The 23,047-nt window shown below is 60.3% G+C and carries 20 protein-coding genes; 6 read left to right on the plus strand and 14 right to left on the minus strand.

The window, feature by feature from the left end:
* Window positions 1-172: 172 nt before the first annotated feature.
* The gene (gene uvrA, locus PAE61_RS11450) at window positions 173-3,058 is read right to left on the minus strand and encodes an excinuclease ABC subunit UvrA (protein ID WP_271112515.1); all 2,886 of its coding nucleotides are present in this window, start codon (window positions 3,056-3,058) and stop codon (window positions 173-175) included.
* Between the two features lie 97 nt (window positions 3,059-3,155).
* Between uvrA and PAE61_RS11455 the strand changes: the two genes are divergently transcribed.
* A complete protein-coding gene (locus PAE61_RS11455) occupies window positions 3,156-3,506 on the plus strand; it encodes a GFA family protein (RefSeq protein WP_271112516.1) in 351 nt (116 codons plus the stop codon).
* 79 nt (window positions 3,507-3,585) lie between these two features.
* On the opposite strand, the gene lpdA is transcribed toward PAE61_RS11455, so the two are convergent.
* The 5 genes from lpdA to map all read right to left on the minus strand — a co-directional run bounded on the left by lpdA (window position 3,586) and on the right by map (window position 9,188).
* On the minus strand, window positions 3,586-4,977 hold the full coding sequence (gene lpdA, locus PAE61_RS11460; protein WP_271112517.1) for a dihydrolipoyl dehydrogenase: 1,392 nt from the start codon (window positions 4,975-4,977) through the stop codon (window positions 3,586-3,588).
* A gap of 39 nt (window positions 4,978-5,016) precedes the next feature.
* Window positions 5,017-5,589 carry a DUF924 family protein gene (locus PAE61_RS11465; RefSeq protein WP_271112518.1) on the minus strand — a complete coding sequence of 191 codons (573 nt, stop codon included), beginning with the start codon at window positions 5,587-5,589 and terminating at the stop codon, window positions 5,017-5,019.
* Window positions 5,590-5,666: 77 nt separating this feature from the next.
* A complete protein-coding gene (locus tag PAE61_RS11470; protein ID WP_271112519.1) occupies window positions 5,667-7,046 on the minus strand; it encodes an MFS transporter in 1,380 nt (459 codons plus the stop codon).
* Window positions 7,043-8,101: a tRNA preQ1(34) S-adenosylmethionine ribosyltransferase-isomerase QueA gene (queA, locus tag PAE61_RS11475; RefSeq protein ID WP_271112520.1), complete on the minus strand. Its 1,059-nt coding sequence runs from the start codon at window positions 8,099-8,101 to the stop codon at window positions 7,043-7,045. Before queA ends, PAE61_RS11470 begins: the two co-directional genes overlap by 4 nt.
* A gap of 283 nt (window positions 8,102-8,384) precedes the next feature.
* The gene (gene map / locus PAE61_RS11480) at window positions 8,385-9,188 is read right to left on the minus strand and encodes a type I methionyl aminopeptidase (RefSeq protein WP_271112521.1); all 804 of its coding nucleotides are present in this window, start codon (window positions 9,186-9,188) and stop codon (window positions 8,385-8,387) included.
* Window positions 9,189-9,282: 94 nt separating this feature from the next.
* Between map and PAE61_RS11485 the strand changes: the two genes are divergently transcribed.
* The gene (locus tag PAE61_RS11485; RefSeq protein WP_271112522.1) at window positions 9,283-10,023 is read left to right on the plus strand and encodes a competence/damage-inducible protein A; all 741 of its coding nucleotides are present in this window, start codon (window positions 9,283-9,285) and stop codon (window positions 10,021-10,023) included.
* 2 nt (window positions 10,024-10,025) lie between these two features.
* Entirely contained in the window at window positions 10,026-10,733 is a 708-nt protein-coding gene (locus PAE61_RS11490) for a GNAT family N-acetyltransferase (protein WP_271112523.1), read from the plus strand.
* Between the two features lie 8 nt (window positions 10,734-10,741).
* Here PAE61_RS11490 and PAE61_RS11495 read toward each other — a convergent pair whose 3' ends face one another.
* Window positions 10,742-11,125: a hypothetical protein gene (locus tag PAE61_RS11495; protein WP_271112524.1), complete on the minus strand. Its 384-nt coding sequence runs from the start codon at window positions 11,123-11,125 to the stop codon at window positions 10,742-10,744.
* Window positions 11,126-11,132: 7 nt separating this feature from the next.
* Window positions 11,133-11,918, minus strand: a complete 786-nt coding sequence (locus tag PAE61_RS11500; protein ID WP_271112525.1) for a DUF6478 family protein — start codon at window positions 11,916-11,918, stop codon at window positions 11,133-11,135.
* A 371-nt stretch (window positions 11,919-12,289) separates the two neighbouring features.
* Here PAE61_RS11500 and PAE61_RS11505 point away from each other — a divergent pair, with 371 nt between their 5' ends.
* Window positions 12,290-12,676 (plus strand): CAP domain-containing protein, encoded by a 387-nt coding sequence (locus PAE61_RS11505; RefSeq protein WP_271112526.1) that lies wholly within the window; start codon window positions 12,290-12,292, stop codon window positions 12,674-12,676.
* 47 nt (window positions 12,677-12,723) lie between these two features.
* Here the strand turns inward: PAE61_RS11505 and cls are convergent, their stop codons facing one another.
* Entirely contained in the window at window positions 12,724-14,154 is a 1,431-nt protein-coding gene (gene cls / locus PAE61_RS11510) for a cardiolipin synthase (protein ID WP_271112527.1), read from the minus strand.
* 96 nt (window positions 14,155-14,250) lie between these two features.
* Between cls and accD the strand changes: the two genes are divergently transcribed.
* Entirely contained in the window at window positions 14,251-15,186 is a 936-nt protein-coding gene (gene accD / locus PAE61_RS11515) for an acetyl-CoA carboxylase, carboxyltransferase subunit beta (protein WP_271112528.1), read from the plus strand.
* Window positions 15,187-15,204: 18 nt separating this feature from the next.
* A complete protein-coding gene (locus tag PAE61_RS11520; protein WP_271112529.1) occupies window positions 15,205-16,479 on the plus strand; it encodes a bifunctional folylpolyglutamate synthase/dihydrofolate synthase in 1,275 nt (424 codons plus the stop codon).
* Here PAE61_RS11520 and zapE read toward each other — a convergent pair.
* The 5 genes from zapE to PAE61_RS11545 all read right to left on the minus strand — a co-directional run bounded on the left by zapE (window position 16,476) and on the right by PAE61_RS11545 (window position 23,010).
* Entirely contained in the window at window positions 16,476-17,594 is a 1,119-nt protein-coding gene (gene zapE / locus PAE61_RS11525; RefSeq protein ID WP_271112530.1) for a cell division protein ZapE, read from the minus strand. The genes PAE61_RS11520 and zapE overlap by 4 nt on opposite strands.
* Window positions 17,594-18,340 carry a glycerophosphodiester phosphodiesterase family protein gene (locus tag PAE61_RS11530; protein WP_271112531.1) on the minus strand — a complete coding sequence of 249 codons (747 nt, stop codon included), beginning with the start codon at window positions 18,338-18,340 and terminating at the stop codon, window positions 17,594-17,596. The genes zapE and PAE61_RS11530 overlap by 1 nt, the downstream gene beginning before the upstream one ends.
* Window positions 18,337-18,795, minus strand: a complete 459-nt coding sequence (locus PAE61_RS11535; RefSeq protein ID WP_271112532.1) for a RidA family protein — start codon at window positions 18,793-18,795, stop codon at window positions 18,337-18,339. Before PAE61_RS11535 ends, PAE61_RS11530 begins: the two co-directional genes overlap by 4 nt.
* Window positions 18,796-18,870: 75 nt before the next feature.
* On the minus strand, window positions 18,871-19,431 hold the full coding sequence (locus PAE61_RS11540) for an NADPH-dependent FMN reductase (RefSeq protein ID WP_271112533.1): 561 nt from the start codon (window positions 19,429-19,431) through the stop codon (window positions 18,871-18,873).
* A gap of 129 nt (window positions 19,432-19,560) precedes the next feature.
* Window positions 19,561-23,010 carry a chromosome segregation SMC family protein gene (locus PAE61_RS11545; protein ID WP_271112534.1) on the minus strand — a complete coding sequence of 1,150 codons (3,450 nt, stop codon included), beginning with the start codon at window positions 23,008-23,010 and terminating at the stop codon, window positions 19,561-19,563.
* Window positions 23,011-23,047: the final 37 nt, after the last annotated feature.

Here is a 23,047-nt window from a genome sequence, read left to right on the forward strand (position 1 = left end):
TTCCTTCCATGACGCTCCAGGAGCAGACCGGAGACGTAAAAACAGTATAGGCGGCGGCGAACGCAGCCCATTCATTAACCGGCTATCGCCCCGCAACGCAGGTGAAAGCAAGAGTTCGGCCGCGAGGTTCCCGTTATTTTGAACAAATTGCAGCCTTTGCGCCGCACCCGTGTTACTTTTGCCGCAGTGCCTGCTTCACCGGCCGGACTGGCAGCATCGGTCCCAGATAGCGCCCGGTATGGCTTTCCGCGACCTCGGCAACATCCTCGGGCGTGCCGGTCGCCACGATCTGTCCGCCACCATCACCGCCTTCGGGGCCGATATCGACGATCCAGTCGGCGGTTTTGATGACATCCAGATTATGCTCGATCACAACCACCGTATTGCCCTGTTCGACAAGGTGATGCAGCACCTCCAGAAGCTTGCGGACATCCTCGAAATGCAGCCCGGTGGTCGGCTCATCAAGAATATAAAGCGTCTTGCCGGTCGAGGCGCGGCTGAGTTCCTTCGCCAGCTTGACCCGCTGTGCCTCGCCACCTGACAGCGTTGTCGCCTGCTGGCCGACCTTCACATAGCCAAGGCCCACCTGCATCAGCGCATCCATCTTACGCCGGATCGAGGGAACCGCCTTGAAGAATTCCTGCGCCTCTTCGATGGTCATGGCCAGTACATCGGCGATGGACTTGCCCTTGAACAGCACCTCCAGCGTCTCGCGGTTATAGCGCTTGCCGTGGCAAGTTTCGCATTCGACATAGACGTCGGGCAGGAAATGCATCTCGATCTTGATGACGCCGTCGCCCTGACAGGCCTCGCAGCGCCCGCCCTTGACGTTGAAACTGAACCGCCCGGGCTTATAGCCCCGCGCTTTCGATTCCGGCAGATTGGCAAACCAGTCGCGGATATGATCGTAAGCGCCGGTATAGGTCGCCGGGTTCGAGCGCGGGGTACGTCCGATGGGGCGTTGGTCGATGTCGATGACCTTGTCGAGATTTTCCAGCCCCTTGATCGTTTCACACGGCGCAGGGGCCTGACGCGCACCGTTCAGCCGCGCCGAGGCGGTTTTGAACAGGGTTTCGATGGTCAGGGTGGATTTGCCGCCGCCCGACACGCCGGTGACGCAGACGAATTTGCCAAGCGGGAATTCGGCGGTCACGTTCTTCAGGTTGTTCCCGGTTGCGCCGACCACGGTGACGGCCTTTCCCGTCCCCTTGCGGCGTTCCTGCGGCACGGCGATCTCGCGAATCCCGGACAGATATTGCCCGGTGAGGCTGGCACTGTCGGCGGCGATTTCCTCGGGCGTGCCTTTGGCGACCACCCCACCGCCATGCACACCTGCTCCCGGCCCCATGTCGAAGACGTAATCGGCATTGCGGATCGCATCCTCGTCATGCTCGACCACGATCACCGAGTTCCCTTGATCACGCAGCCCTTTCAGTGTGCTGATCAGGCGGTCATTATCACGCTGATGCAGCCCGATGGACGGCTCATCCAGCACATAGAGCACGCCGGTCAGCCCCGAGCCGATCTGGCTGGCCAGCCGGATCCGCTGGCTTTCGCCGCCAGAAAGTGTCCCCGCCGCGCGGGACAGCGTCAGGTAGTCCAGCCCGACATTGACCAGAAAACCTAGCCTTTCGCGGATCTCTTTCAGGATCGCGACAGCGATTTCGTTTTTCTGCTTGCCCAGATGGTTCGGCGCATCCTGTACCCAGTCAAGCGCCTCGTGAATGGATTTCTCAACCACCTGTCCGACATGATGATCGGCGATCCTGACGCAAAGCGCCTCGGGGCGGAGGCGATAGCCATTGCAGACCTGGCAGGGGCGGTTGTTCTGATACCGCTCCATCTCCTCGCGAACCCAGTTGGAATCGCTTTCACGCAGGCGGCGCTGCATGTTCGGGATGACGCCCTCGAACTGGCGCGTCACCTCATAGATGCGACCGGCATCGTCAAAGCGGAACTTGATCTCATCCTTGTCCGAGCCATAGAGGAACAGCTTTTTGATTTTCTCGGGCAGATCGCGCCACGGGGTTTTCTTGTCGAAGCCGTAATGCTTGGCGAGCGCGTTGACGGTCTGGGTCAGATAGGCGGATTTCGACTTGGCCCAGGGCGCGATGGCACCACCTGCAATCGACAGCGCCTGATCCGGCACCACCAGATGTTCGTCGAAGAATAACTCGACCCCAAGCCCGTCGCATTCCGGGCAAGCCCCCATCGGCGCGTTGAAGGAAAACAGGCGCGGCTCGATCTCCGGCAGGGTGAAGCCGCTGACCGGGCAAGAGAAATTTTCGCTGAAAGTGATACGCTCGGGTTCGCCCGCATCGCTTTCCTCCCCTGCGCCACTCGCGATTTCGAGGATCGCGATACCGCTCGCCAGATCGAGGGCGGTGCGCAGGGAATCGGCAAGCCGCGTCTCCATCCCTTCGCGGACAACAAGGCGGTCGACCACCACGTCGATATTATGGCGATATTTCTTGTCGAGCTCCGGCGGCGTATCGATTTCGTAAAACTCGCCATCGACCTTCACGCGCTGAAAACCCTGTTTGCGCAGTTCGAGGAATTCCTTCTTATATTCCCCCTTCCGGTCCCGCACGATGGGCGCCAGAAGATAGCCGCGCGTTCCCTCCTCCATCGCCATGATGCGATCGACCATATCCTGCACCTGCTGCGCCTCGATGGGCAGGCCGGTGGCGGGGCTGTAGGGCGTCCCGACGCGGGCAAATAGCAGGCGCAGATAGTCATAGATCTCGGTCACCGTGCCGACGGTGGAGCGCGGGTTCTTGCTGGTCGTCTTCTGCTCGATGGAGATCGCCGGGCTCAGCCCGCTGATATGGTCCACATCCGGCTTGCCCGCCATATCGAGAAATTGCCGTGCATAGGCAGACAGGCTTTCGACATAGCGCCGCTGCCCTTCCGCATAGATCGTATCGAACGCCAGCGAAGATTTCCCCGACCCGGACAGCCCGGTAATCACCACAAGCTGATCGCGCGGAATATCCATATCCACGTTCTTGAGGTTATGTTCCCGCGCACCGCGAATTTCGATGAACTTCTGTTCCATGGATATGTCCCGCCGTTCTGGCCCAAGCGCATCAGATAATCATGGAGTCCGAAAGCACAAGCTGATAGAACATTAACAGAACAAATGGGAGAGTGAAATGGCTGTTCATCACTATACCGGAAGCTGCCAGTGCGGCGCGGTCACGTTCGAGGTAGATACTGATCTGGATCAGGTGAATATCTGCAATTGCTCACGCTGCCAGCGAATCGGCGCGGTCTGGAGCTTTGTGCCGGCCGAATCGGTCAGAATGGTCCGCGACGGGCCGACGACCGAATTTCTGTTCAACAAGAACGCGATTTCGCACCGCTTCTGTCCGACTTGCGGGGTCGAAGCCTATGCGGTCGGTGAGAATAACGGGCAGAAGATGATCGGGATCAACGTCAATTGCCTTGAGGGCGTGGATCCGCGCAGCCTTTCCGCAAAAATGGTTGACGGCGCGAGTTTCTGACGCGCCGTCCGACGGGGTAAGGGGCGCTGCCCCTCGCCGCTTGCGCGGCTCACCCCGGGATATTTTTGTGAAGAAGAAATCAGAAATGGATGGCGCGACCATAGGCCGAGAGGACTGATTCGTGCATCATCTCCGAGAGGGTCGGATGCGGGAAGATGCTTTCCATCAACTCTGCTTCCGTGGTTTCCAGCGTCTTGCCGACGACATAGCCCTGAATCAGTTCGGTGACTTCGGCACCGACCATATGTGCGCCCAGAAGCTCTCCGGTCTTGGCGTCGAAGACAGTTTTCACCAGCCCGTCCGGCTCTCCAAGCGCGATGGCCTTGCCGTTGCCGATGAAGGGGAATTTGCCGACCTTGACCGTATATCCGGCGGCTTTCGCCTTTTCCTCGGTCAGTCCGACTGACGCGACCTGCGGGTTGCAATAGGTACAGCCGGGGATCGAGCTCGGCTTGATCGGGTGGACATTTTGCCCCGCGATAAGTTCGGCAACCATCGTCCCCTCATGGCTGGCCTTATGCGCAAGCCAGGGCGCACCCGCCACGTCGCCAATCGCATACAGACCGTCCACGCCGGTGCGGCAATATTCATCGGTGACAACATGGGTGCGGTCGATCTTGACGCCCAGTTTCTCCAGCCCGAGATCCTCGACATTGCCGACAATCCCGACAGCAGAGATCACCGTGTCGAATTCCATCTTCTCGGTTTTGCCACCGGCTTCGACCGAGGCGATCACCTTGTCATCCTTACGGTCCAGCGACTTCACCGTCGCCTTCTCCATGATCTTCATGCCCTGTTTTTCGAATTGCTTCTTGGCCAGAGCACTGATTTCGGCGTCTTCGACCGGCAGGACACGGTCCATGACCTCGACAACCGTCGTGTCGGCCCCGAGCGTGTTGAAGAAGCTGGCAAACTCGATCCCGATCGCTCCCGAGCCGATCACCAGCAATTTCTTCGGCATATGCGGCGGTTTCAGCGCGTGTTTGTAATTCCAGACGCGCTTGCCGTCAGGCTCCAGCCCCGGCAATTCGCGAGCGCGGGCGCCGGTTGCGAGGATGATATTCTTCGCGGTCAGCTCTTCGCTTCCCTTATCGGTCTTGACGCTGACCTTGTCGGGCGCGGGAATGGTCGCGGCCCCCATCACGACAGTGACCTTGTTCTTCTTCAGCAGATGACCGACACCGCCGGAAAGCTGCTTGGCGACACCGCGCGACCGTTCGACGACTTTTTCGATGTCATAGTCGAACTTATCGGCAGAAAGGCCGAAATCCTTGGCACGCTCCATCAGGTGATAAACCTCGGCCGAGCGCAGCAGCGCCTTGGTCGGGATGCAGCCCCAGTTCAGGCAGATGCCACCCAAATGCTCGCGCTCGACACAAGCGACCTTCATTCCCAACTGCGCTGCGCGGATCGCCGCCACATAGCCGCCGGGTCCCGCCCCGATTACGATCACGTCGAAACTCTGAGCCATGCCAACCTCCTCGGAAAATATAGTTCAACGTTAAACCAATTACCCGGCCTCATCAAGCGACAGGGTTCCCTTAACCATCGCTGCATAGCCGCCTTGTTCAAGGAACTCTCTCTCGCGCGGAGTCGTTTCCCGGCCAAGGGCGTCGTTGCGCCAGGGGAAGCGTCCGAAGCTGCGAATGACGTCGCGATGCAGCCTGGCATGACGCAAATTATTGCCGGGAAGGCGTTCTTCAAACAGCGTTACAGCGCGATTCTGGTCACCCATTTCCTCGGAATGCATGAAAGGCATATAAAAAAACTGACGTGGTGCATCTTCGGTTTGCATGTCGAAACCGGCGGCGATTGCCTTATCCGCCGTCTGCCGGGCCAGCTTGTCGGTCGCAAAGCTTCGCGCCTCATCGCGGAACATGTTGCGCGGCAGTTGATCGGTCAGGATCAGCGTTGCCAATGCACCTTCGCGGCTGCCTGACCAGGATTCGGCAAGTGTATCCGCATGGCTCCAGGCTTCGGAAAACTGATCCCGGCAACGCTGGTCGAGGGCGTCGCTTGACTCGTACCACTGCTTTTCGCCCACATCCTCAAGCCAGAATTGGATTACGTCCTGTGGCGTCATATTCTGTACTCCGATCATCGCAGTCATGGTTGCAGCGACGGCGAAGCTTCGCAAGCGGGATTTGGGTCTTTAACAGGTCAGCGGCGATCATCACCTTCGCCGCTTCCCTCATCCTGTACGGATCCGCCAGACGATTCCGGATCTTGCGGCGCGTTCCCGGCCTCGCCCGGTGAATAATCTTCCGCAGCGGCCAGATCCTGCTCCTCGGCCTCATCAGCCGGGCGCGGATCGTCAGAACTGGCTTCGAAAGTATATTCGACAGCAACAGGGCTGACGGTCGGCGTCACCACGGCGTAACCGCCGGTCTCGCTTGTCGCAACGGATTCACGACGGGTCATGCGCCATGCCGTATATGCGGCAAGCAGCGACATCAGAAGGCCGACATAGATCCAGTATCCGTCCGGCCCGACAAGCGCCATCAGGCGACCCACGATCAAAGGACCACCGACAGCGCCCACCCCGTTCAGGAACATCAGCCCGGCCGAGGCGGCTGCCATATCATCCGCATCCAGCAGATCATTGGCATGGGCCAGAAGCAGTGCGTAAACCGGGTTGGCCACCGCTCCGGCAAGTGCGGCACCGGCAAGGATGCCCCAGATCCCCAGATCAAAGCTGAGGACAAGCGTCACTCCAACCACGCCCAGGATCAGCAATTGCAGCATCAGACGGCGGCGATCCATCCGGTCCGATAGCCAGCCGATGGGGAACTGTGCGATCAACCCGCCAAGATAGATTGCCGCAACGACACCCGAAATCTCACGTACGCTGAGCCCTTCAATCGTCCCCCAGACCGAGGTCATCCCCAGCAGGGCTGAGAACACGCTGCCCATGATACAGATCCCGACACATCCCAGAGGGCTGACGCGATAGAGACGCAGAAAGCTCATCCGTTTCAGTTCTCCGAAGGCCGGGGCTGGCTGGACCGACAGAAGAATGGGCGTGAAGGCCAGAGAAACCAGAACGGACGGAATGATGAACACCGTATAGCCGCCAGGATCGCCGATATTGACCAGAAGCTGTGCCGTGATCACACCGATCATCTGCACGATCATATAAAGCGACATCGCCTGGCCGCGCTTATCGTTGCTGGTCGAGGCGTTCAGCCAGCTTTCAGCCGTGATATAGACACCCGAGAACGAGAAACCGATCAGCAGGCGCAGAAGCGCCCAGACAATCCAGTTCGGGATCGCCGGATACATGATCAGAACCGCCGAAATGAGTGAGCCGAGCGCAGCGAAGACGCGCACATGCCCGACCCTCTGGATCATGCCCGGCGCGAACATGCTGCCCAGAAGGAAACCGCCGAAATAGGCGGACATGACCACGGCAAGCCGATCGGTCGACATGGTCTCGATCCCGCCGCGAATACCCAGCAGCGTACCCTGCATCCCGTTGCCGACAAGCAGCAGCATGATGCCAAGAAGAAGTGGCCATGTCGAACGCAGAACCGAAATCATTTTGTCCCCTCGGGAATAAGCAGCGATGCATCGCCGTAGGAAAAGAACCGGTATTCCGTATCAACTGCGTGACGATAGATGTCACGAACGCGATCCTGCCCCATCAGCGCCGAGACCAGCATCAGAAGCGTCGATTTCGGCAGGTGAAAATTTGTCATCAGCGCATCGGTGACTTTGAACCGATAGCCCGGATAGATAAAAATATCCGTCTCCGCCGCAAACGGCGCGACGCGCCCCGCATCGTCGGCAGCCGTTTCGATCAGCCTGAGCGCCGTCGTCCCCACCGGGATAATCCGCCCGCCAGCAGCCTTGGTCTCATTGATTACAGCGGCGGCCTCCGGAGTGACCTCTCCCCATTCGGCATGCATCCGATGGGTTTTCACATCCTCAACCTTTACCGGCAAAAACGTCCCGGCACCGACATGCAATGTGACATGGGCAAAGCGGATTTCGCGCAGGCGCAGCGCTTCCAGCAAGGCATCATCGAAATGCAGGCTGGCGGTCGGAGCCGCCACCGCCCCTGAATTTCGCGCCCAGACGGTCTGATAATCGGTGCGATCCGCCTCATCCGGTGCGCGCTGCGCGGCGATATATGGTGGCAGAGGCATCTTTCCGACCTTTTCCAGAGCCTCATCCAGAGCCCCACCCTTCGCATCGAATTGCAGCGTGAGTTCAGTATCGCGCAAGGCTTCAACCCGAGCGGACAGAGTATCACCGAAGCGAATCGTCTCGCCCTGCCTGAGCTTGCGCAGAGGCCGGGCCAGAGCCCGCCATCCATCAGCCGCAGGCTCAAGCAGCGTGATCTCTATTTTCGCGGTGACGTCCCCCTGCGGCGTCGTCCGGGTCCGTGTTCCCGAAAGCCTTGCCGGGATCACCTTCGTATCGTTCAGTACCAGCAGATCGCCCGGCTGAAGCAATTCCGGCAGATCAAACACATGACGATCCGCGAGTCCGTCGCTGTCAGCCACCAGCAACCGGGCCGCGCTGCGGGGCCTTGCAGGGCGCGTTGCAATCAGCGCCTCGGGCAGGTCGAAGTCGAAATCGGACAGCTTCATCAGCGGGCTAATGCTAGGTCATCAATTGCAGGTCAACCCCCGCATATTAGCAAGCGCAGAGATTTTACATCCTCTGTGAATAAGAGCGTCTGACACCGCCCCAGAACCCTTCCGATACGACCAATTATCCACCACGCGCAAAGGATGGCTCTTGCCTTCTGGCCGACCGGCACGGTTTCCACAACATTGCGATTCGGGGCAAAAAAAAGACACCCCGGATTTTATGCAAATCCGAGGCGTCTGTTATCACGCAGGATCTTCCCGCCGCAGCGAGATCGCCGGATCAGCCCAAATCGGGGAAGAATTTACCCACCGGCGACAGGGTAAAGATTTCCGCCCCATCCGCAGTCACACCGATGGAATGCTCAAACTGGGCGGAAAGCGATTTGTCCCGCGTCACGGCGGTCCAGTCATCGGCCAGAACCTTGGTTTCCGCCCGGCCCAGATTGATCATCGGCTCAATGGTGAAGAACATGCCTTCCTCGATCTTAGGCCCCTTCCCCGGCCGACCGAAATGCAGCACATTCGGCGCGGCGTGAAAGACCCGGCCCAGACCGTGCCCGCAGAAATCGCGCACCACGGACATGCGCTGCCCCTCGGCATATTCCTGAATCGCCCAGCCAATATCGCCGAATGTTGCGCCGGGGCGTACCGCCTCAATCCCCTTCATCAGCGCATCATGCGTGACCTGCATCAGACGACGCGCCTTTACCGAGGGCTTGCCCGCCACATACATGCGTGACGTATCACCATACCACCCATCGACGATCACCGTGACGTCGATATTCAGGATATCACCATCCTTCAGGACCTTTTCACCCGGTATGCCGTGGCAGACGACATGATTGACGCTGATACAGCTTGCATGCTGATAACCGCGATAACCGATCGTGGCGGAAATCGCGCCAGCCTCTTCGATCCGGTTGCGAATGAAATCGTCTATCGCCCCGGTCGTCGCGCCGGGCTGCACAAGCGGACCGACCTCATCGAGGATCTGCGCCGCCAATTTGCCAGCTTTATGCATGCCCGCAAAATCGCCGGGCTGATGGATGCGGATTCCTTCCCGCGTCAGAGAGCCGTCATTCATGGGTAAACCTCGTTCTGGCCCTGACATAACCATGCCGGGCGACTTGTTCCACCCCTCAGCCGCGCGTAAACTGCGCCTGCTTACGGAGGTTCCCATGCAATCCAACAACAAGACCGCCGCCATTCTGGTTATCGGCGATGAGATCCTCTCTGGTCGGACCCGTGAGGGAAACGCGCATTATCTGGCGGGCGTGCTGAACAGCGTCGGCATCGACCTCAAGGAAATTCGTGTCGTCGCCGATGAAAAACCGCTGATCTCCGAGGCGATCCGTGCGCTCGACAGCTCTCTCGGCGGGCGCTACGATCTTCTGTTCACATCGGGCGGGATCGGTCCGACCCATGACGACGTGACAGCCGATGCGGTCGCAGAGACATTCGGCGTCGGCATCGAGATGAACGAAGACGCACTGGCGGTCATGCGTGCAAGATGGGAGGCGCGTGGCGTGCCTGTCACCGGCAACCGCACCCGCATGGCACGTATCCCGCTCGGCGCTGAACTGATCCCAAATTCGGTCAGCGCCGCACCGGGATTCCATCTGGGCCACACCTATGTCATGGCCGGTGTCCCCGAGGTCTTCCGCGCAATGGTAGACGCCGTGCTGCCGACCCTGCCAGTCGGCCAGCCTCCGGTCAGCGAATCCCTTAACGTCGATCGCGGCGAATCCGATGTCGCAGAGGAACTGAAAGCCGTAGCGGAAAGCTATTCCGACCTGTCACTGGGGTCCTATCCCTGGCAAAAAGACGGCGTTTACGGGACGGTACTGGTCGTGCGCGGCCTTGATAGCGCACGGGTTGCCTCGGCAATGGCGGAGTTGAAGCTGAAGGTCGGGGCCTGATCATGTCCCCGTCGCTGGAACGCGCCTTCGAGGAAAGCTGGCCTGCAGCAGAATATATCGAGACCGGAGGGCTGCGCACAGGTCGCGGACTCGGCGGCGGAATGCGCGTCAGTTCAACCCGGCCAACAGGGTCCGAATGTCACGAGGATGATATCGACCGTGCCGTCGAGATACATCAAGGCTGGTCGCAGAACCCGGCCTTCCGGGTGCCCGAGGGCCATCCGCTTGAAGAGATCCTCAAAACACGCGACTGGCAGCCAAACACAAGGACGCTGATCCTGTCCGCGGCTGTCACGGAACTGGCGGATCGCGATATTCCGCCCGTGACAAGCTTCGCCATCTGGCCGCCTCTGGCGATTCAGAAAGAATTGTGGACGGAGCAGGGAATTGGTGCGGCGCGGCAGGAGATCATGTCACGCGTTGAGCTTCCCAAAACGTCAATCCTTGGCCGTATCGACGACCGCGCAGCAGGCACGGCTTTCGTCGCCGCTGCCAGAGACCATGCCGCGCTTCACGCCCTAGAAGTCATCGAGACTCAGCGTCGCAAAGGTCTGGCAGGCTGGATCGTCAGAAACGCCGCTTTCTGGGCGCAGCAACAGGGCTGCAAAACCATGTTTCTTGCGGTGACTGCGCAGAACCGGCCTGCCATCGCCCTGTATAAAACCCTCGGCTTCTCGGAAATCGCCGCCTATCATTACTGGCAGCGCTGATCCTTCGGTCAGCCCTGGCTTGTCGCCATCCGACGCAATTCACGCTTCAGCAGATCCAGCTCGGCCCGGATCAGGTCTATTTCCGCCCTCAGATCCATCTCCAGAGGACGCCCGGCCACGATATTCAGCACCGCCAGCCGCTCTGCCACAACGCCCGGAGTCGCCTCGGCACCCTGATCCGCCATCAGCATGAAGCTTTGCACCCCATCCGACAGTCTGTTCGCAGGCACAGCGATCTCGATCCGCCATGCGCCATCTTCCTCTTGCTGAGGCCGCGCCTCGGCAACAGGATCGCCCATGTGAACCAGCAGAACACGCTCAGGAACTTGCTCACGTTTCAGGCGTCCCGCCCAGACACCGCCTTTCAGTCCCAGCGATTCGAATTCAGACATGTCACCCCTATAAATTGGCACGAGACCGCCGCGACAAAACGATCTCGCGCAGATTGATCGCATTCATCACCGGTTTCTCGAAGATCAGATCCAGCCAGATCCTGTCCAGACGCCTCTCGTTCATCTCTGTCAATGCAAGATCAAATTCGATGACATGGCTGTTTACAGGCCCCGCACGCAATTCACCCAGATGCCTTACCAACTCCTCGGTATTCGGGCCGTTCCCGATATTCATCCTGGCATAAATATCCATATCCCGCTCGATCTCGATCGCGGTATCCAGCCGCAGAATGTGATTGCGGGTCAGGCCGTTCAAAGCCTCATCCGGCAGATCTATGGCCAGCGACAGGAAGCTGCCTGTAAATCCCAGCACCTCGATACGGATCGCGTAGCTTGCGAGATCGGTCGTATGCACATTCTGGATCTGGCGCAGTGTCAGTGCACGCTCTTCGCAATCATGCCAGATGGTAGCATCCTCCCCAAGCCGCGCACCGGGTTCCGGCAGCGCAAGCCCCGAGGGAACCGCGCGGCGCGACAGCAGACCGGGCCGCCAACGCCAATCGCTGCCGAGCGGCAGTTGAAGTGAGTAGATATCTGCCCGCGACGCAAGAACGCGGTGCGATGATTGCTGAATAAACCGGTCCAGATCGCGGCGAAGTGTCGCCGCCTCATCAGACAGTTCGCGCAAGCGGTTCGGCGCCATCCCTGAAACCGAAGCACTCAGCGAAGACCACTGTTTCTGCACCCTCCGGCGCATGGCGCGATGCAGCCAGATTTTGGCTCGAGTTGCCATCTGAATTCCCGTCCAAAAACAAAGCCCGAGATCGGCATAAACAAGCCGGCACAATCGGACAAGGCGCGTTAAGGTTGTTTTAATCTTTTTACCGCACCCTGAGATGGTCCGGTCTTAGTTCCCGATTTTTTCACGACAATTTCGACGAACTGAGGTTCATCATGAAAATTTCTGTTATGATTGCGCTTTCCGCAGCGCTGATGGCCATTTGTTCCTGCTCAAGCGATCCCAGACCCAAGGAAAAAACGATCCATGCACGGACATCGACGGTATCTCCACGGCTGCCATCCGGTGTCGTCAGTGTAAAGGGCGGACAACCCGTCCAGGTCAGCGCGGCCGGCGCCGCAAGCTGTTCTGAAACAACCGCTGATATGTCTGCATCAGCACTCTCATATACAAACGGATTGCGCGCCCGGCATGGTCTGGAACCGCTTAAGGCAAACCGCAGCTTGCAACTCGCCGCACGGGCGCATGCCTGTGATATGGCCAGTTTCGGCTGGATGAGCCATCGCGGCAGCCATAGTGCGGGACCGGCTGAGCGGGTGAAAGCCGTTGGATATCGTCCGCGTATTACCGCCGAAAATATTGCGGCGGGAAATTTCGACCTGAACCGCACACTGACGGAGTGGTCGCGCTCTCCCAACCATCGCAACAATATCTTGCTGCCAAGCATATCGGAATTCGGCATCGGACATGCGCTGTCGGCTGATGGAAAGTCGCATTTCTGGACTGCTGTCTATGCAGACCCCGCTGGCTGAAAGCGAAACCCGGCCTTCAACGGCAGAATCACCCCTTGTCATGCCGCTCAAAGCAGCGGCGTGGCAAGCGATAAAGTATTATTGCGGATTTTGCGCCAGACCGGCCATGCTTCAACTTCGGCAAGTGTCAACTCACGCGCACGTGCGATATAGGTTTTCTGACGCTCATCGATTCGGTCTATGATGCCTTCACCTGAGACAAGCAGATTCATTTCATAGTTCAGTTCAAAACTGCGCCGATCCAGATTTCCGCTGCCGATCATCGCTACTCGCCCATCGACAGTGGCCAGCTTGGAATGCAGCAAACCGCCTTTGAATTGCATGATCCGCACGCCTGCCCGCAGCAAACCAAGATAGAAACCTTCCGATGATGCCTCGACAAAAAGCGAATCGTTCCGCGCGGGCAGGATCAGCGTCACATCCACCCCGCGCCGCGCACAGGCCTGAAGCGCATTATCAAGCGCGGTTGTCGGCACGTAATAAGGCGTCGTGATTACGACATTTTTCCGTGCAGCGGCCAGCATCGCCGTAATGCAGTCGGAAACGCTTCCCTGACGCCGGTCCGGACCTGTCGCAAGAGCCTGCGCGATCACGCCCGGTTTTTCCACGGCAGGGACGGTATTCAGCAATTCTGTTCCCAGATCGCTGCCGGTATAGCTCATCCAGTCAGCCAGAAAGACGGCCTGCATCTGGCGCAGCACAGGCCCTTCGATGCTGAACCATACATCGATCCAGGGCGCATATTTCGGTTTCGCCGAGAAAGCCATATCGGCGGCATTCCTGCTGCCCGTGAAGCCAATCCTGTGGTCGACAAGCACGATCTTGCGGTGATTTCGCAGATCCAGCCGCCGTGTCAGCGCTCTGAAAAGCGAGATTCCCGTAGGCATCGCCTGAACCGTTTCGATCCCGGCATTTTCCATCGCGTTCCATATCGCGGACCGGATAAAGCTGCGCGAGCCGAACGCATCCACGACGATACGGCAGGCCACGCCGCGTTCAGCCGCGCGAATCAGTGCCTCGGCAACACGCCGTCCCGACGTATCGTCCAGCCAGATATAGAACAGCACATGGACATGATCCTGCGCCGAATCTATGGCATCGATCATCCGGTCGAACGCATTATCGCCCTCGTCCAGCAGATCGAAGCGATTGCCGCTGACCGGGTCCATGCCTCCGACCGCCCGCACACTGCCGACGATCCCCGCGATCCAGTCCGGCGGGTCCGTCACGGCATTGGGACTGGGCACCCACATGCCGGTCAGCCGCTGCCTGACATCCGCGGAACGCTGCCGCTCGGCCTGCGCGATACGCACCTCGCCGAACAGCAGATAGGCAAGAATGCCCACCACAGGAAGCGATTCCACGACGATGATCCAGGCAACGCGGACCGAGGGCTCCATCCGCGAGCGCGTCAGGACCCGCAAGACGACAAGCAGTGCCAGAAAGTAATGTGTAAAGGCTAACAGGGATGTCCACATGGTCGCCCATCAAACCCTGACAACTCTGCAGGTGCAATTGCAATTCTCCGGCTCCCGGCCTATCTGTGCCGAAAGTCCGCCGAGGAGCAGCCGTCGATGAACTGGATCACGAATTATGTCCGCCCGCGCCTCAATTCGCTGTTCTCGCGGCGGGAAGTCCCCGAGAATCTCTGGAGCAAATGCCCTGAATGCGGGACCATGCTGTTCCATCGCGAACTGGCCGACAACCTACAGGTCTGCACGAATTGCGAACATCATCTGCCGATTTCACCGCGTGACCGCTTCAATGCGCTGTTCGACAGCGGCATTTTCAAGGAAATATCGGTTCCCGAGCCGATTGCCGATCCGCTGCAATTCCGCGATCAGAAGAAATATCCCGAGAGGATGAAAGCGGCGCAGAAATCCACCGGCGAAAAGGAAGCGATGCTGGTCGGCGAGGGCGAGATCGGTCGTACTCCGGTCGTCGCCGCCGCGCAGGATTTTTCGTTCATGGCCGGCTCGATGGGCATGTATGTCGGCAACGCCATCATTGCCGCGGCCGAGCGTGCCGTGAAGACCAGACGGCCGCTGGTTCTGTTCTCGGCCGCCGGAGGGGCGAGGATGCAGGAAGGGATTCTGTCCCTGATGCAGATGCCCCGCACCACCGTCGCCGTCGAGATGCTGAAAGAGGCGCAACTGCCCTATATCGTGGTTCTGACTCATCCGACGACCGGAGGCGTCACAGCCTCCTATGCGATGCTCGGCGATGTTCAGATCGCGGAACCCAATGCGCTGATCTGCTTTGCCGGGCCGCGTGTCATCGAGCAGACCATCCGCGAAAAGCTTCCCGAAGGCTTCCAGCGGGCCGAATATCTGCTGGAGCACGGGATGCTGGATCGTGTCACCAAACGCGGCGATCTGCGCGAGGAACTGATTGTTATTCTGCGGATGATGATGAAGCAGGCACCGGCAGTAATGGGCGAATTACCTGCCCCGGCGGCACCGGAGCAGATCGCCGCTCCGGCACCTGCCGAAGAAGACGCCAAGGCCTGAGCCCCGGCCTGATTCCAGATGGATCATTCCGACCTCATCCTGCAGCGCGTCATGGGGCTGCATCCGAAGATGATCGACCTTTCGCTGGACCGGATGCGGGTTCTTCTGGCGGATCTTGGCAATCCTCAGGACAAGCTGCCTCCGGTCGTGCATATCGCCGGAACGAATGGCAAAGGCTCGACCCTCGCAATGATCCGCGCCGGGCTGGAATCGGCTGGGATGGCAGTTCACGCCTATACCTCGCCGCATCTTGTGCGGTTCCATGAACGGATCAGGCTGGCGGGCCATCTGATCCCCGAGGAAAACCTGTCAGATATCCTGACCGAGATCGAACGGATCAATGCGGGCCGCCCGATCACCTTCTTTGAGCTTACGACGGCAGCCGCGTTTCTGGCATTTTCGCGCAGCAAGGCCGATTACACGCTGCTTGAGGTGGGTCTCGGCGGCAGGCTCGACGCAACGAATGTCGTCAAGAACCCTGCCCTGACGATCATCACGCCGGTCAGCATAGACCACACGCAATATCTGGGGGACACGCTGCCTCTGATCGCGGCTGAAAAGGCAGGGATCCTGAAACGCCGCGTTCCCTGCATTATCGGCCATCAGCAGGATGAAGCGTTGCGGGTCATAGAGGATCGCGCCGCAAGGCTGTTTGCGCCGGTCATTGCCTCCGGCCAGCATTGGCATGTCGCGACGGAACCCGATGGCATGATGTTTCAGGACGAGCGCGGGCTGATCGATCTGCCCGTCCCGAACCTGCCCGGACCGCATCAGATCAGCAATGCCGGAACCGCGATTGCGGCTTTGCGTGCGCTTGGTTTCGGTGCCCCCGAGGCTATCGCCGCCGTGACACAGGCCGAATGGCCCGCGCGGATGCAGCGTCTGCGGCATGGGCCTCTGGCGCAGCTTGCGGCGGCGCATGGCTGCGAATTATGGCTCGATGGCGGTCATAATGCGGCGGGGGGCGATGCCATTGCCGCGACGCTCGGCGCATTGTCCGCAAAGCCCACCCATCTGATCTGCGGCATGCTGAACACGAAGGATGTCGCCGGATATCTGCGCCCGCTCTCGGAGGTCGCGCAAAGCCTGACTGCCGTTTCGATTCCCGGAGAGCCGAACACCCTGCCCGCCGAGGCCACACAGGACGCAGCCCGTTCAGTCGGACTTGATGCCGGAACCGCACCCGACACGGAACACGCCGTCGCGACGCTGGCCAACGCCAATCCCGGCGCGAGATTGCTGATCTGCGGATCTCTGTATCTTGCCGGGCAGGTGCTTCGCGAGAACGGCTAGGCGTCCTGCCCCTGACCGGGATCGCTGCCCCATCTGGCATCCTGCATTTCGCGCAGACGCGAGGCCGTCCGCTCGAATTCGAAACTGCCCTCGCCTTCGAGATACAGCGCCTCGGGTTCGGCGGCGGCAGAGGCGATGACGCGGATCTTCGCCTCATAGAGCGCGTCAATCAGCGTCACGAAGCGCTTCGCCTCATTGAAATTCGACGATGACAGCAGCGGGATATCCTCCAGCACCAGAAGATCCACCGCTTTTGCAAGCGTAAGATAATCCGCCGGGCCAAGCGCCTTACCGCAAAGCTCCCAGAAGCCGGTGCGTCCCATCCGGTCCAGATGTTCAGGAATTTCGACCTTCCGGCCCTGCACTTCCAGAACAAGCGGGCTTGTCTGCCGGTCTCCGGTCAATTCCTTCCAGACCGCGTCGATCTCTGCACGGGTTTCACGATTGAGCGGGCTGAACCAGACCTGATCGCCGCCAGCCCGCCCCTGCCGGTGATCATTTTCGCTGTCCAGAGCATGAACCTCCATCCGTTCACGGATCAGACCGATAAACGGCACGAAACGCTGGCGGTTCAGGCCGTTCTTGTAAAGATCTTCGGGAACGCGATTCGAGGTGGTGACGATGCAAACGCCACGCTCAAACAGCACCTGAAACAGCCTGCCGACGATCATCGCATCGGCGATATCCGTGATCTGCATCTCATCGAAACAGAGCAGCCGCGCCTTGTCGGCGACAGCATTCGCGACCGGGCGGATCGCATCGCGTTCACCGCGCTTGCGGACCTCATTCAGCCCGGACTGGATTTCCTGCACGAATTCATGGAAATGGACGCGGCGCTTTGCGTCGATCGGAGCCGCCTCCATGACAAGATCCATCAGCATGGATTTCCCGCGCCCGACGCCTCCCCACAGATAAAGCCCGCGCACTCCTTCCGGCGCGGTCTCATCCTGACCGCCGAACCAGCTTCGCCAACCAGAGCGTGACGGGGCGGGCGCTTCTTCCTTCAGCGTTGCGACAAGATCGTCCAGAACGGGCAGAACCTCGCGCTGCGCTGCATCCTCCTTCAGTTGCCCGCTGGCGACAAGGGCATCGTAAAGCTCCGTTACGCTTGGCATCAGGGCCGGTAATCTTCGAAGGTAATCCCGTCGGCGACCTTGCGGGCTTCCGCCTCTTCCGCAGCAGAGCGCACTGTCCAGGTCAGCACGGGCACGCCTTTCGATTTCAGATCCGTCACCGCTTCATTCGCCAGATCCACCTGATGATGAGAGATAAAACTGACCCCTGCCCGCCCGAAATCCTCGATCCGGGACAGTTTCTCGCGGGTCTCATCGTCCAGCATCGGCCAATCATCCTTGCTGAACGCAGCGGTTGTCAGGCCCCGGGCGATATCCGGCGCGGCCTTGCCGAACGCCTCGACGGTGTTGGGGTTGAAAGACATCACCGCAACAGGTCCCTCATAGGCCTCAAGCAGGGACGCGACCTGATTATGAACCTCACCGATAGAGGTCCCCAGCCGTCCATCCTGATCCTTGATTTCGATCAGCAGCGGCACCCGCCCGGCAACCAGTCTCAGCGTATCGGCAAGGGTCGGAATGGTTTCTTCCGTATCCGCCAGCCTGATTTCCGCCAGATCGTCCAGATCCATATCGGTGATATAACCCTCATCATCGCTCATCCGCAGCAGATCGTAATCATGGAACACCATCGGCGTTCCGTCAGCGGCAGGCTGAATGTCCAGCTCGATCCCGTATCCGGCCTCGATGGCGGCGGTGAAGGCCGCCAGAGAGTTTTCGGGCACGCCAGCGGAATGAAGCCCGCGATGCGCGATGGGCAAGCGCAGGAAATCCGGATGCAGGCTCATGATGCCACCTGAAAGATTGCGTCGATTTCAACCGCGACGCCCCTCGGCAGAGAGGGCGCCGAAACGGCAGCACGGGCGTGACGGCCCGCATCTCCGAACACTTCGACCATCAGATCGGAGCAGCCATTCACGACCTCGGGCTGATCGGTGAAATACGGAGTAGAGTTCACGAAGGCGGTCAGCTTGACGACCCGCTCGACCCGGTCGAGCGAGCCAAGCGCGGCCCGTGCCTGCGCCAACAGAGCAAGACCACAGGAACGCGCCGCTTCAACTCCGTCGGCAAGCTCCATATCCTCGCCGAGCTTTCCTGTGATCAGCCCATCGGGGCCGTTTGAGATCTGACCTGAAATGAACAACAGATTCCCCGAAAGCTGATAGGGAACATAATTCGCAACAGGAGACAGGGCCTCGGGAAGATGGATATTCAGTTCGCGAAGGCGGGCATCAATGGACATTGGCGGCTCCGAAGTTATTCGGGCCGATCCTAGGACGGAACGGCCCGGTTGTTGAAGCCCAATCTGTGCGCTGTCTCAGCGCAGCGTGGCAAGAGCCTTCGACCACCGCGCCAGTTCGGCAATCATGGTATTGGCGCTGTCGGCAACGATCTGCGGCGCATCGAACCGGCCATCCTTCAGATGATCGAACACCATCGGCACGGCAACCTGTTCGGTCAGTGGCACGACTTTCAGCGTCGTCAGCACTTCCTTGGCACCCTGAGTCGAGCGCATCCCGCCAGAGATACCGCCATAGGAGACGAAACCGGCCGGCTTATACGCCCATTCAAGCGCAAGATAATCCACCGCGTTGAAGAAACTGGGCGGCGGGGCGAAATTATACTCGGGCAGCACGAAAACAAACGCGTCCGAGCCATCGATGATCTCAGCCCATTTCCGGGTGTGGTCCTTGGTGTATTTCTGCGCACGCGGATGATGCGGTTCATCCAGAAGCGGAAGGTCGATCTCGGCAAGATCGGACAGGATGACCTCATCGAAACCGCCGGGATTGGCCTTGGCGTGGCCGAAAAACCAGTTGCCGACCGGCTCGCCATTGCGCTCAGGGCGGGTGCTGGTGATGATGACATTCAGTTTCATGGTAAAAACCTCTTTAGGGACAGGCCCGACCTATTCCCGATGCTGCACTGCCGCAAGGGCAGAGAGGGATAAGAAACGCGAGCGCCGGATATCGCGCCCCGCCGCACTGGAAGCATCGCCCATGCCGGGTCAGGCCACCAGTTGTTCGGCCCGCTGAAGATCGACGCTGACAAGCTGGCTGACACCTTGTTCAACCATCGTGACCCCGAAAAGCCGGTCCATTCGCGCCATCGTCACCGCATGGTGGGTGATGATAAGAAAACGCGTCTGGGTCCGCCGGGTCATCTCATCCAGCAAATCGCAGAAACGGCTGACATTGGCATCGTCCAGAGGCGCGTCGACCTCATCCAGCACACAGATCGGTGCCGGATTCGCCAGAAACACCGCGAAGATCAGCGCCAGAGCGGTCAGGGTCTGTTCACCTCCGGACAGCAGCGAAAGCGTCGAAAGCTTCTTGCCCGGCGGCTGGCACATGATTTCCAGCCCCGCCTCCAGAGGATCGTCGGATTCGACCAGAACCAGCTTCGCCTCGCCGCCGCCGAAAAGATGTGTGAACAAAGTGGTGAAATTGCTGTTCACCGTATCGAAGGCCGCAAGCAGCCGCTCGCGACCCTCGCGATTCAGGCTGGCGATTCCCGTGCGCAGCTTGCCGATGGCGGCTTCTAGATCCTCTTTTTCTCCGGCCAGCTTGCCGCGTTCTTCCTCAAGCTCGCGCTTGTCGTCATCCGCACGAAGATTGACCGGGCCAAGCGCATCGCGATTCGCCCGCAGCCGCGCTATCTGATCCTCAAGCCGGTCGGCGGGTGTTTCGGTATCGCATTCACCAAGGCTTGCCAGCAAACCATCCGGCGTGGCCTCTGTTTCTTCGAAGATCCGGTCCCGCGCAGCCGCTTCGGCATCATTCGCAGCCTCGGCGCGGGCCTCGCGCACCGCCCGCTGCTCGCGCATATCCGAGGCATTCCGCTCTGCATCGCGCTCTGCCGCCGAGGCGTCGCGCAGGAAATCCTCAGCCTGCGACAAGGCTTCACGCGCTTTCTCCAGCCGAAGCTTTGCGGCTTCTTCGGCGGCTTGCAGCGTATCGCGACGCTCGGCCAGCACGGCAGGCTGGCGTTCAGCTTCGGTTAACTCGGCCTGAGTTGACTGCAAACGCCCATCCAACTCGGCGGCGCGTGTACCGGCCTGTTCCAGACGGGTTTTCCAGCCGGATTCCTCTTTGGCGATCTCTTGCAGGCGACGGTTTCGGGCCGCTCCCTCTTGCTTCAGCTCATCAAGCGCACTGCGCCGGGTCATGGTCGCGATACGGGCAGCCTCGACCCCGGTTCGTGCAGCCTCGACTGCCGCAACCGCAGCGCCGCGGTCGGGCAAAGCATCAAGTTGACGCTGCGCATCCGACAGTCTTGCACGCGCATCGGCTTCGTCTTCGCGGTGCCGCATCAATTCGGCGCGGGACGATTCCGAGCGGGCCTTGGCCATCGACAAATCGCTTTCCGCCCTGGTCTCCTGCCGGGCCGCCTCGGACAGTTTTCTTTCAGCGTCGCGCCGCGCCTCGCGGGCGGCTTTATCGGCAGTATTGGCCTGCGCAAGCCGGGACCGGGCGGCCTCATGGGCGCTGATGGCATCCCCGGCACGCCGCACCGCCGCTTCTGACGCCGCGCGTGTTTCCTTCAGCCGGTTGACCTGCTCAAGATGCCGCGCGGCAGAGGACGAGGATTCGCCGGGCATGACCCGCATCCCGTCCCATCGCCACAGCCCGCCATCCCGCGTCACAAGGCACTGTCCCGGTCTCAGCCCTTGCTGCATCGCTGCGGCCATCGCCCCGTCATCCGCCAGACCGATCTGGGAAAGACGCCGCGCCAGAAGCTGCGGAGCGGTCACATGCGATGACAAAGGAGCAGCCCCATCGGGAAGTGGCGCCGCATCGTCGTAATCCGGCAACTCGGTCCAGCCCGACCCGCCATCGGCCAGCCCGACTGCGAGATCGTCGCCAAGCGCCGCGCCTAATGCCGCCTCGAACCCTTTCGCGACAGTCACCTGATCCAGAAGCGACGAACCATCGCCCGCTCCTCGTGCGACCAGTTTTTCCAGAGCGGCCATTTCGGCTTTCAGCGCCCCGGACTCTCCCTCGATTTCGGCGCGGGCGGCGCGGGCAGCGGACTCGGCGCTTTCGGCCTCGGCACGGGCGGTTTCAGCCTCGGTCAGTGAGGTCTCTGCGTCTTGAACCGCCAGAGCCGCAGCTTCTCGCCCGGCCTCCGCGATTTTCAGCGCCTCTGCGGCAGCGTCACCGGCCTCATCCGCATGTTTCGCCGCCAGTTCCGATTGACTCGCGGCGCGTCCTGCGCGGTCACGCAGGGCGGTCAGATCCGACACCAGCCTTTCAGCCGATTGCGCCTGAGCCGCAAGCCGGGCGGATTCATCGGTCAGTTCTGCCAGCTTCGCTTCGACGGCCCGAAGCGCCCCGGCAGCCTCGTGGGCAGCCTCTGCCGCCTGTTCGAGCTTGCCTTCATGTCCCTGCCCGGCCTGCTGCAACGCATCCTTTTCGGCGTGCAGACGGTCGATCACCTCGGTCGCATCGCGGTTCAACTGGCCTTCACGGTCGATATCCCGCGTCAACTGCGCGATCCGTCCGCGCAATGTGGCGATGGCAGCCGTCGCTCGCGCCTCGGCTTCGTCCAGCGTCTCGCGATCCACAACGGCCCGGGACAGGACCGCAGCCGCAACCTGCTCTTCTTCGCGCAGGGGCGGCAGACGGGTTTCAGCAGCTTCCCGTGCAGCGATGGATTTTCTCGCCAAAGCCTCGGTTTCCGCCGCTGTTTTCATCGCCTCGCGCAGCGCCTCTGCCGCCGCCACACGCGACTCTTCGGCCTCGGCCCAACGCCGATACAGCAACACGCCCTCGGCCTGACGCAGCGCCGCTCCGATCTCACGATATTTCGCCGCTGCCCGCGCCTGACGTGTCAGCGACGCTGCCTGGGTGGCAAGCTGATCGAGCGTATCATCTACGCGTGTCAGATTGCTCTCAGCACCATTCAGCTTCAGCTCGGCCTCATGGCGGCGGGCATAGAGGCCTGAAATCCCGGCTGCTTCCTCAAGAATCCGTCGCCGCGATTTGGGTTTGGCGTTGATCAGCTCGGAGATCTGCCCCTGCCGCACAAGCGCAGGCGAATGCGCCCCTGTCGAGGCATCCGCAAACAGCATCTGCACATCCCGCGCCCGCGCTTCCTTGCCGTTGATCTTATAGGCAGAGCCGGCATCGCGCGTGATCCGCCGTACGATGTCGATTCCATCCGCATCGTTTACCGTCGCCGGAGCAAGCCTTTCGCGGTTATCGATGGTCAGCGTCACCTCGGCATGACCACGCGCACCCCGCCGCGAGGTGCCCGCGAAGATCACATCCTCCATCCCGCCGCCGCGCATGGCGCTTGGACGGTTTTCGCCCATGACCCACCGCAGAGCCTCCAGCAGATTCGATTTGCCACAGCCATTCGGTCCAACCACCCCGGTCAGACCTTCCCGGATGATCAGGTCGGTCGGATCGACAAAGGATTTGAAGCCATTCAGCCTGAGGCGGTCGAATTTCACGCGTGCATTCCCGGAATCGGTTCTGGTGCCGGAGATT

It is taken from the genome of Paracoccus aerodenitrificans (assembly GCF_027913215.1).
GTDB lineage: Bacteria > Pseudomonadota > Alphaproteobacteria > Rhodobacterales > Rhodobacteraceae > Paracoccus > Paracoccus aerodenitrificans.

Coding starts and splice junctions, on each gene's coding strand:
- PAE61_RS11520 (WP_271112529.1), top strand. CDS start 15,205: ATGGATCATTCCGACCTCATCCTGCAGCGCGTCATGGGGCTGCATCCG.
- PAE61_RS11465 (WP_271112518.1), bottom strand. CDS start 5,589: ATGACGCCACAGGACGTAATCCAATTCTGGCTTGAGGATGTGGGCGAA.
- PAE61_RS11505 (WP_271112526.1), top strand. CDS start 12,290: ATGTCTGCATCAGCACTCTCATATACAAACGGATTGCGCGCCCGGCAT.
- PAE61_RS11455 (WP_271112516.1), top strand. CDS start 3,156: ATGGCTGTTCATCACTATACCGGAAGCTGCCAGTGCGGCGCGGTCACG.
- PAE61_RS11535 (WP_271112532.1), bottom strand. CDS start 18,795: ATGTCCATTGATGCCCGCCTTCGCGAACTGAATATCCATCTTCCCGAG.
- lpdA (WP_271112517.1), bottom strand. CDS start 4,977: ATGGCTCAGAGTTTCGACGTGATCGTAATCGGGGCGGGACCCGGCGGC.
- PAE61_RS11500 (WP_271112525.1), bottom strand. CDS start 11,918: ATGGCAACTCGAGCCAAAATCTGGCTGCATCGCGCCATGCGCCGGAGG.
- map (WP_271112521.1), bottom strand. CDS start 9,188: ATGAATGACGGCTCTCTGACGCGGGAAGGAATCCGCATCCATCAGCCC.
- zapE (WP_271112530.1), bottom strand. CDS start 17,594: ATGCCAAGCGTAACGGAGCTTTACGATGCCCTTGTCGCCAGCGGGCAA.
- uvrA (WP_271112515.1), bottom strand. CDS start 3,058: ATGGAACAGAAGTTCATCGAAATTCGCGGTGCGCGGGAACATAACCTC.
- PAE61_RS11540 (WP_271112533.1), bottom strand. CDS start 19,431: ATGAAACTGAATGTCATCATCACCAGCACCCGCCCTGAGCGCAATGGC.
- cls (WP_271112527.1), bottom strand. CDS start 14,154: ATGTGGACATCCCTGTTAGCCTTTACACATTACTTTCTGGCACTGCTT.
- queA (WP_271112520.1), bottom strand. CDS start 8,101: ATGAAGCTGTCCGATTTCGACTTCGACCTGCCCGAGGCGCTGATTGCA.
- PAE61_RS11530 (WP_271112531.1), bottom strand. CDS start 18,340: ATGAGCCTGCATCCGGATTTCCTGCGCTTGCCCATCGCGCATCGCGGG.
- PAE61_RS11470 (WP_271112519.1), bottom strand. CDS start 7,046: ATGATTTCGGTTCTGCGTTCGACATGGCCACTTCTTCTTGGCATCATG.
- PAE61_RS11495 (WP_271112524.1), bottom strand. CDS start 11,125: ATGTCTGAATTCGAATCGCTGGGACTGAAAGGCGGTGTCTGGGCGGGA.
- accD (WP_271112528.1), top strand. CDS start 14,251: ATGAACTGGATCACGAATTATGTCCGCCCGCGCCTCAATTCGCTGTTC.
- PAE61_RS11485 (WP_271112522.1), top strand. CDS start 9,283: ATGCAATCCAACAACAAGACCGCCGCCATTCTGGTTATCGGCGATGAG.
- PAE61_RS11490 (WP_271112523.1), top strand. CDS start 10,026: ATGTCCCCGTCGCTGGAACGCGCCTTCGAGGAAAGCTGGCCTGCAGCA.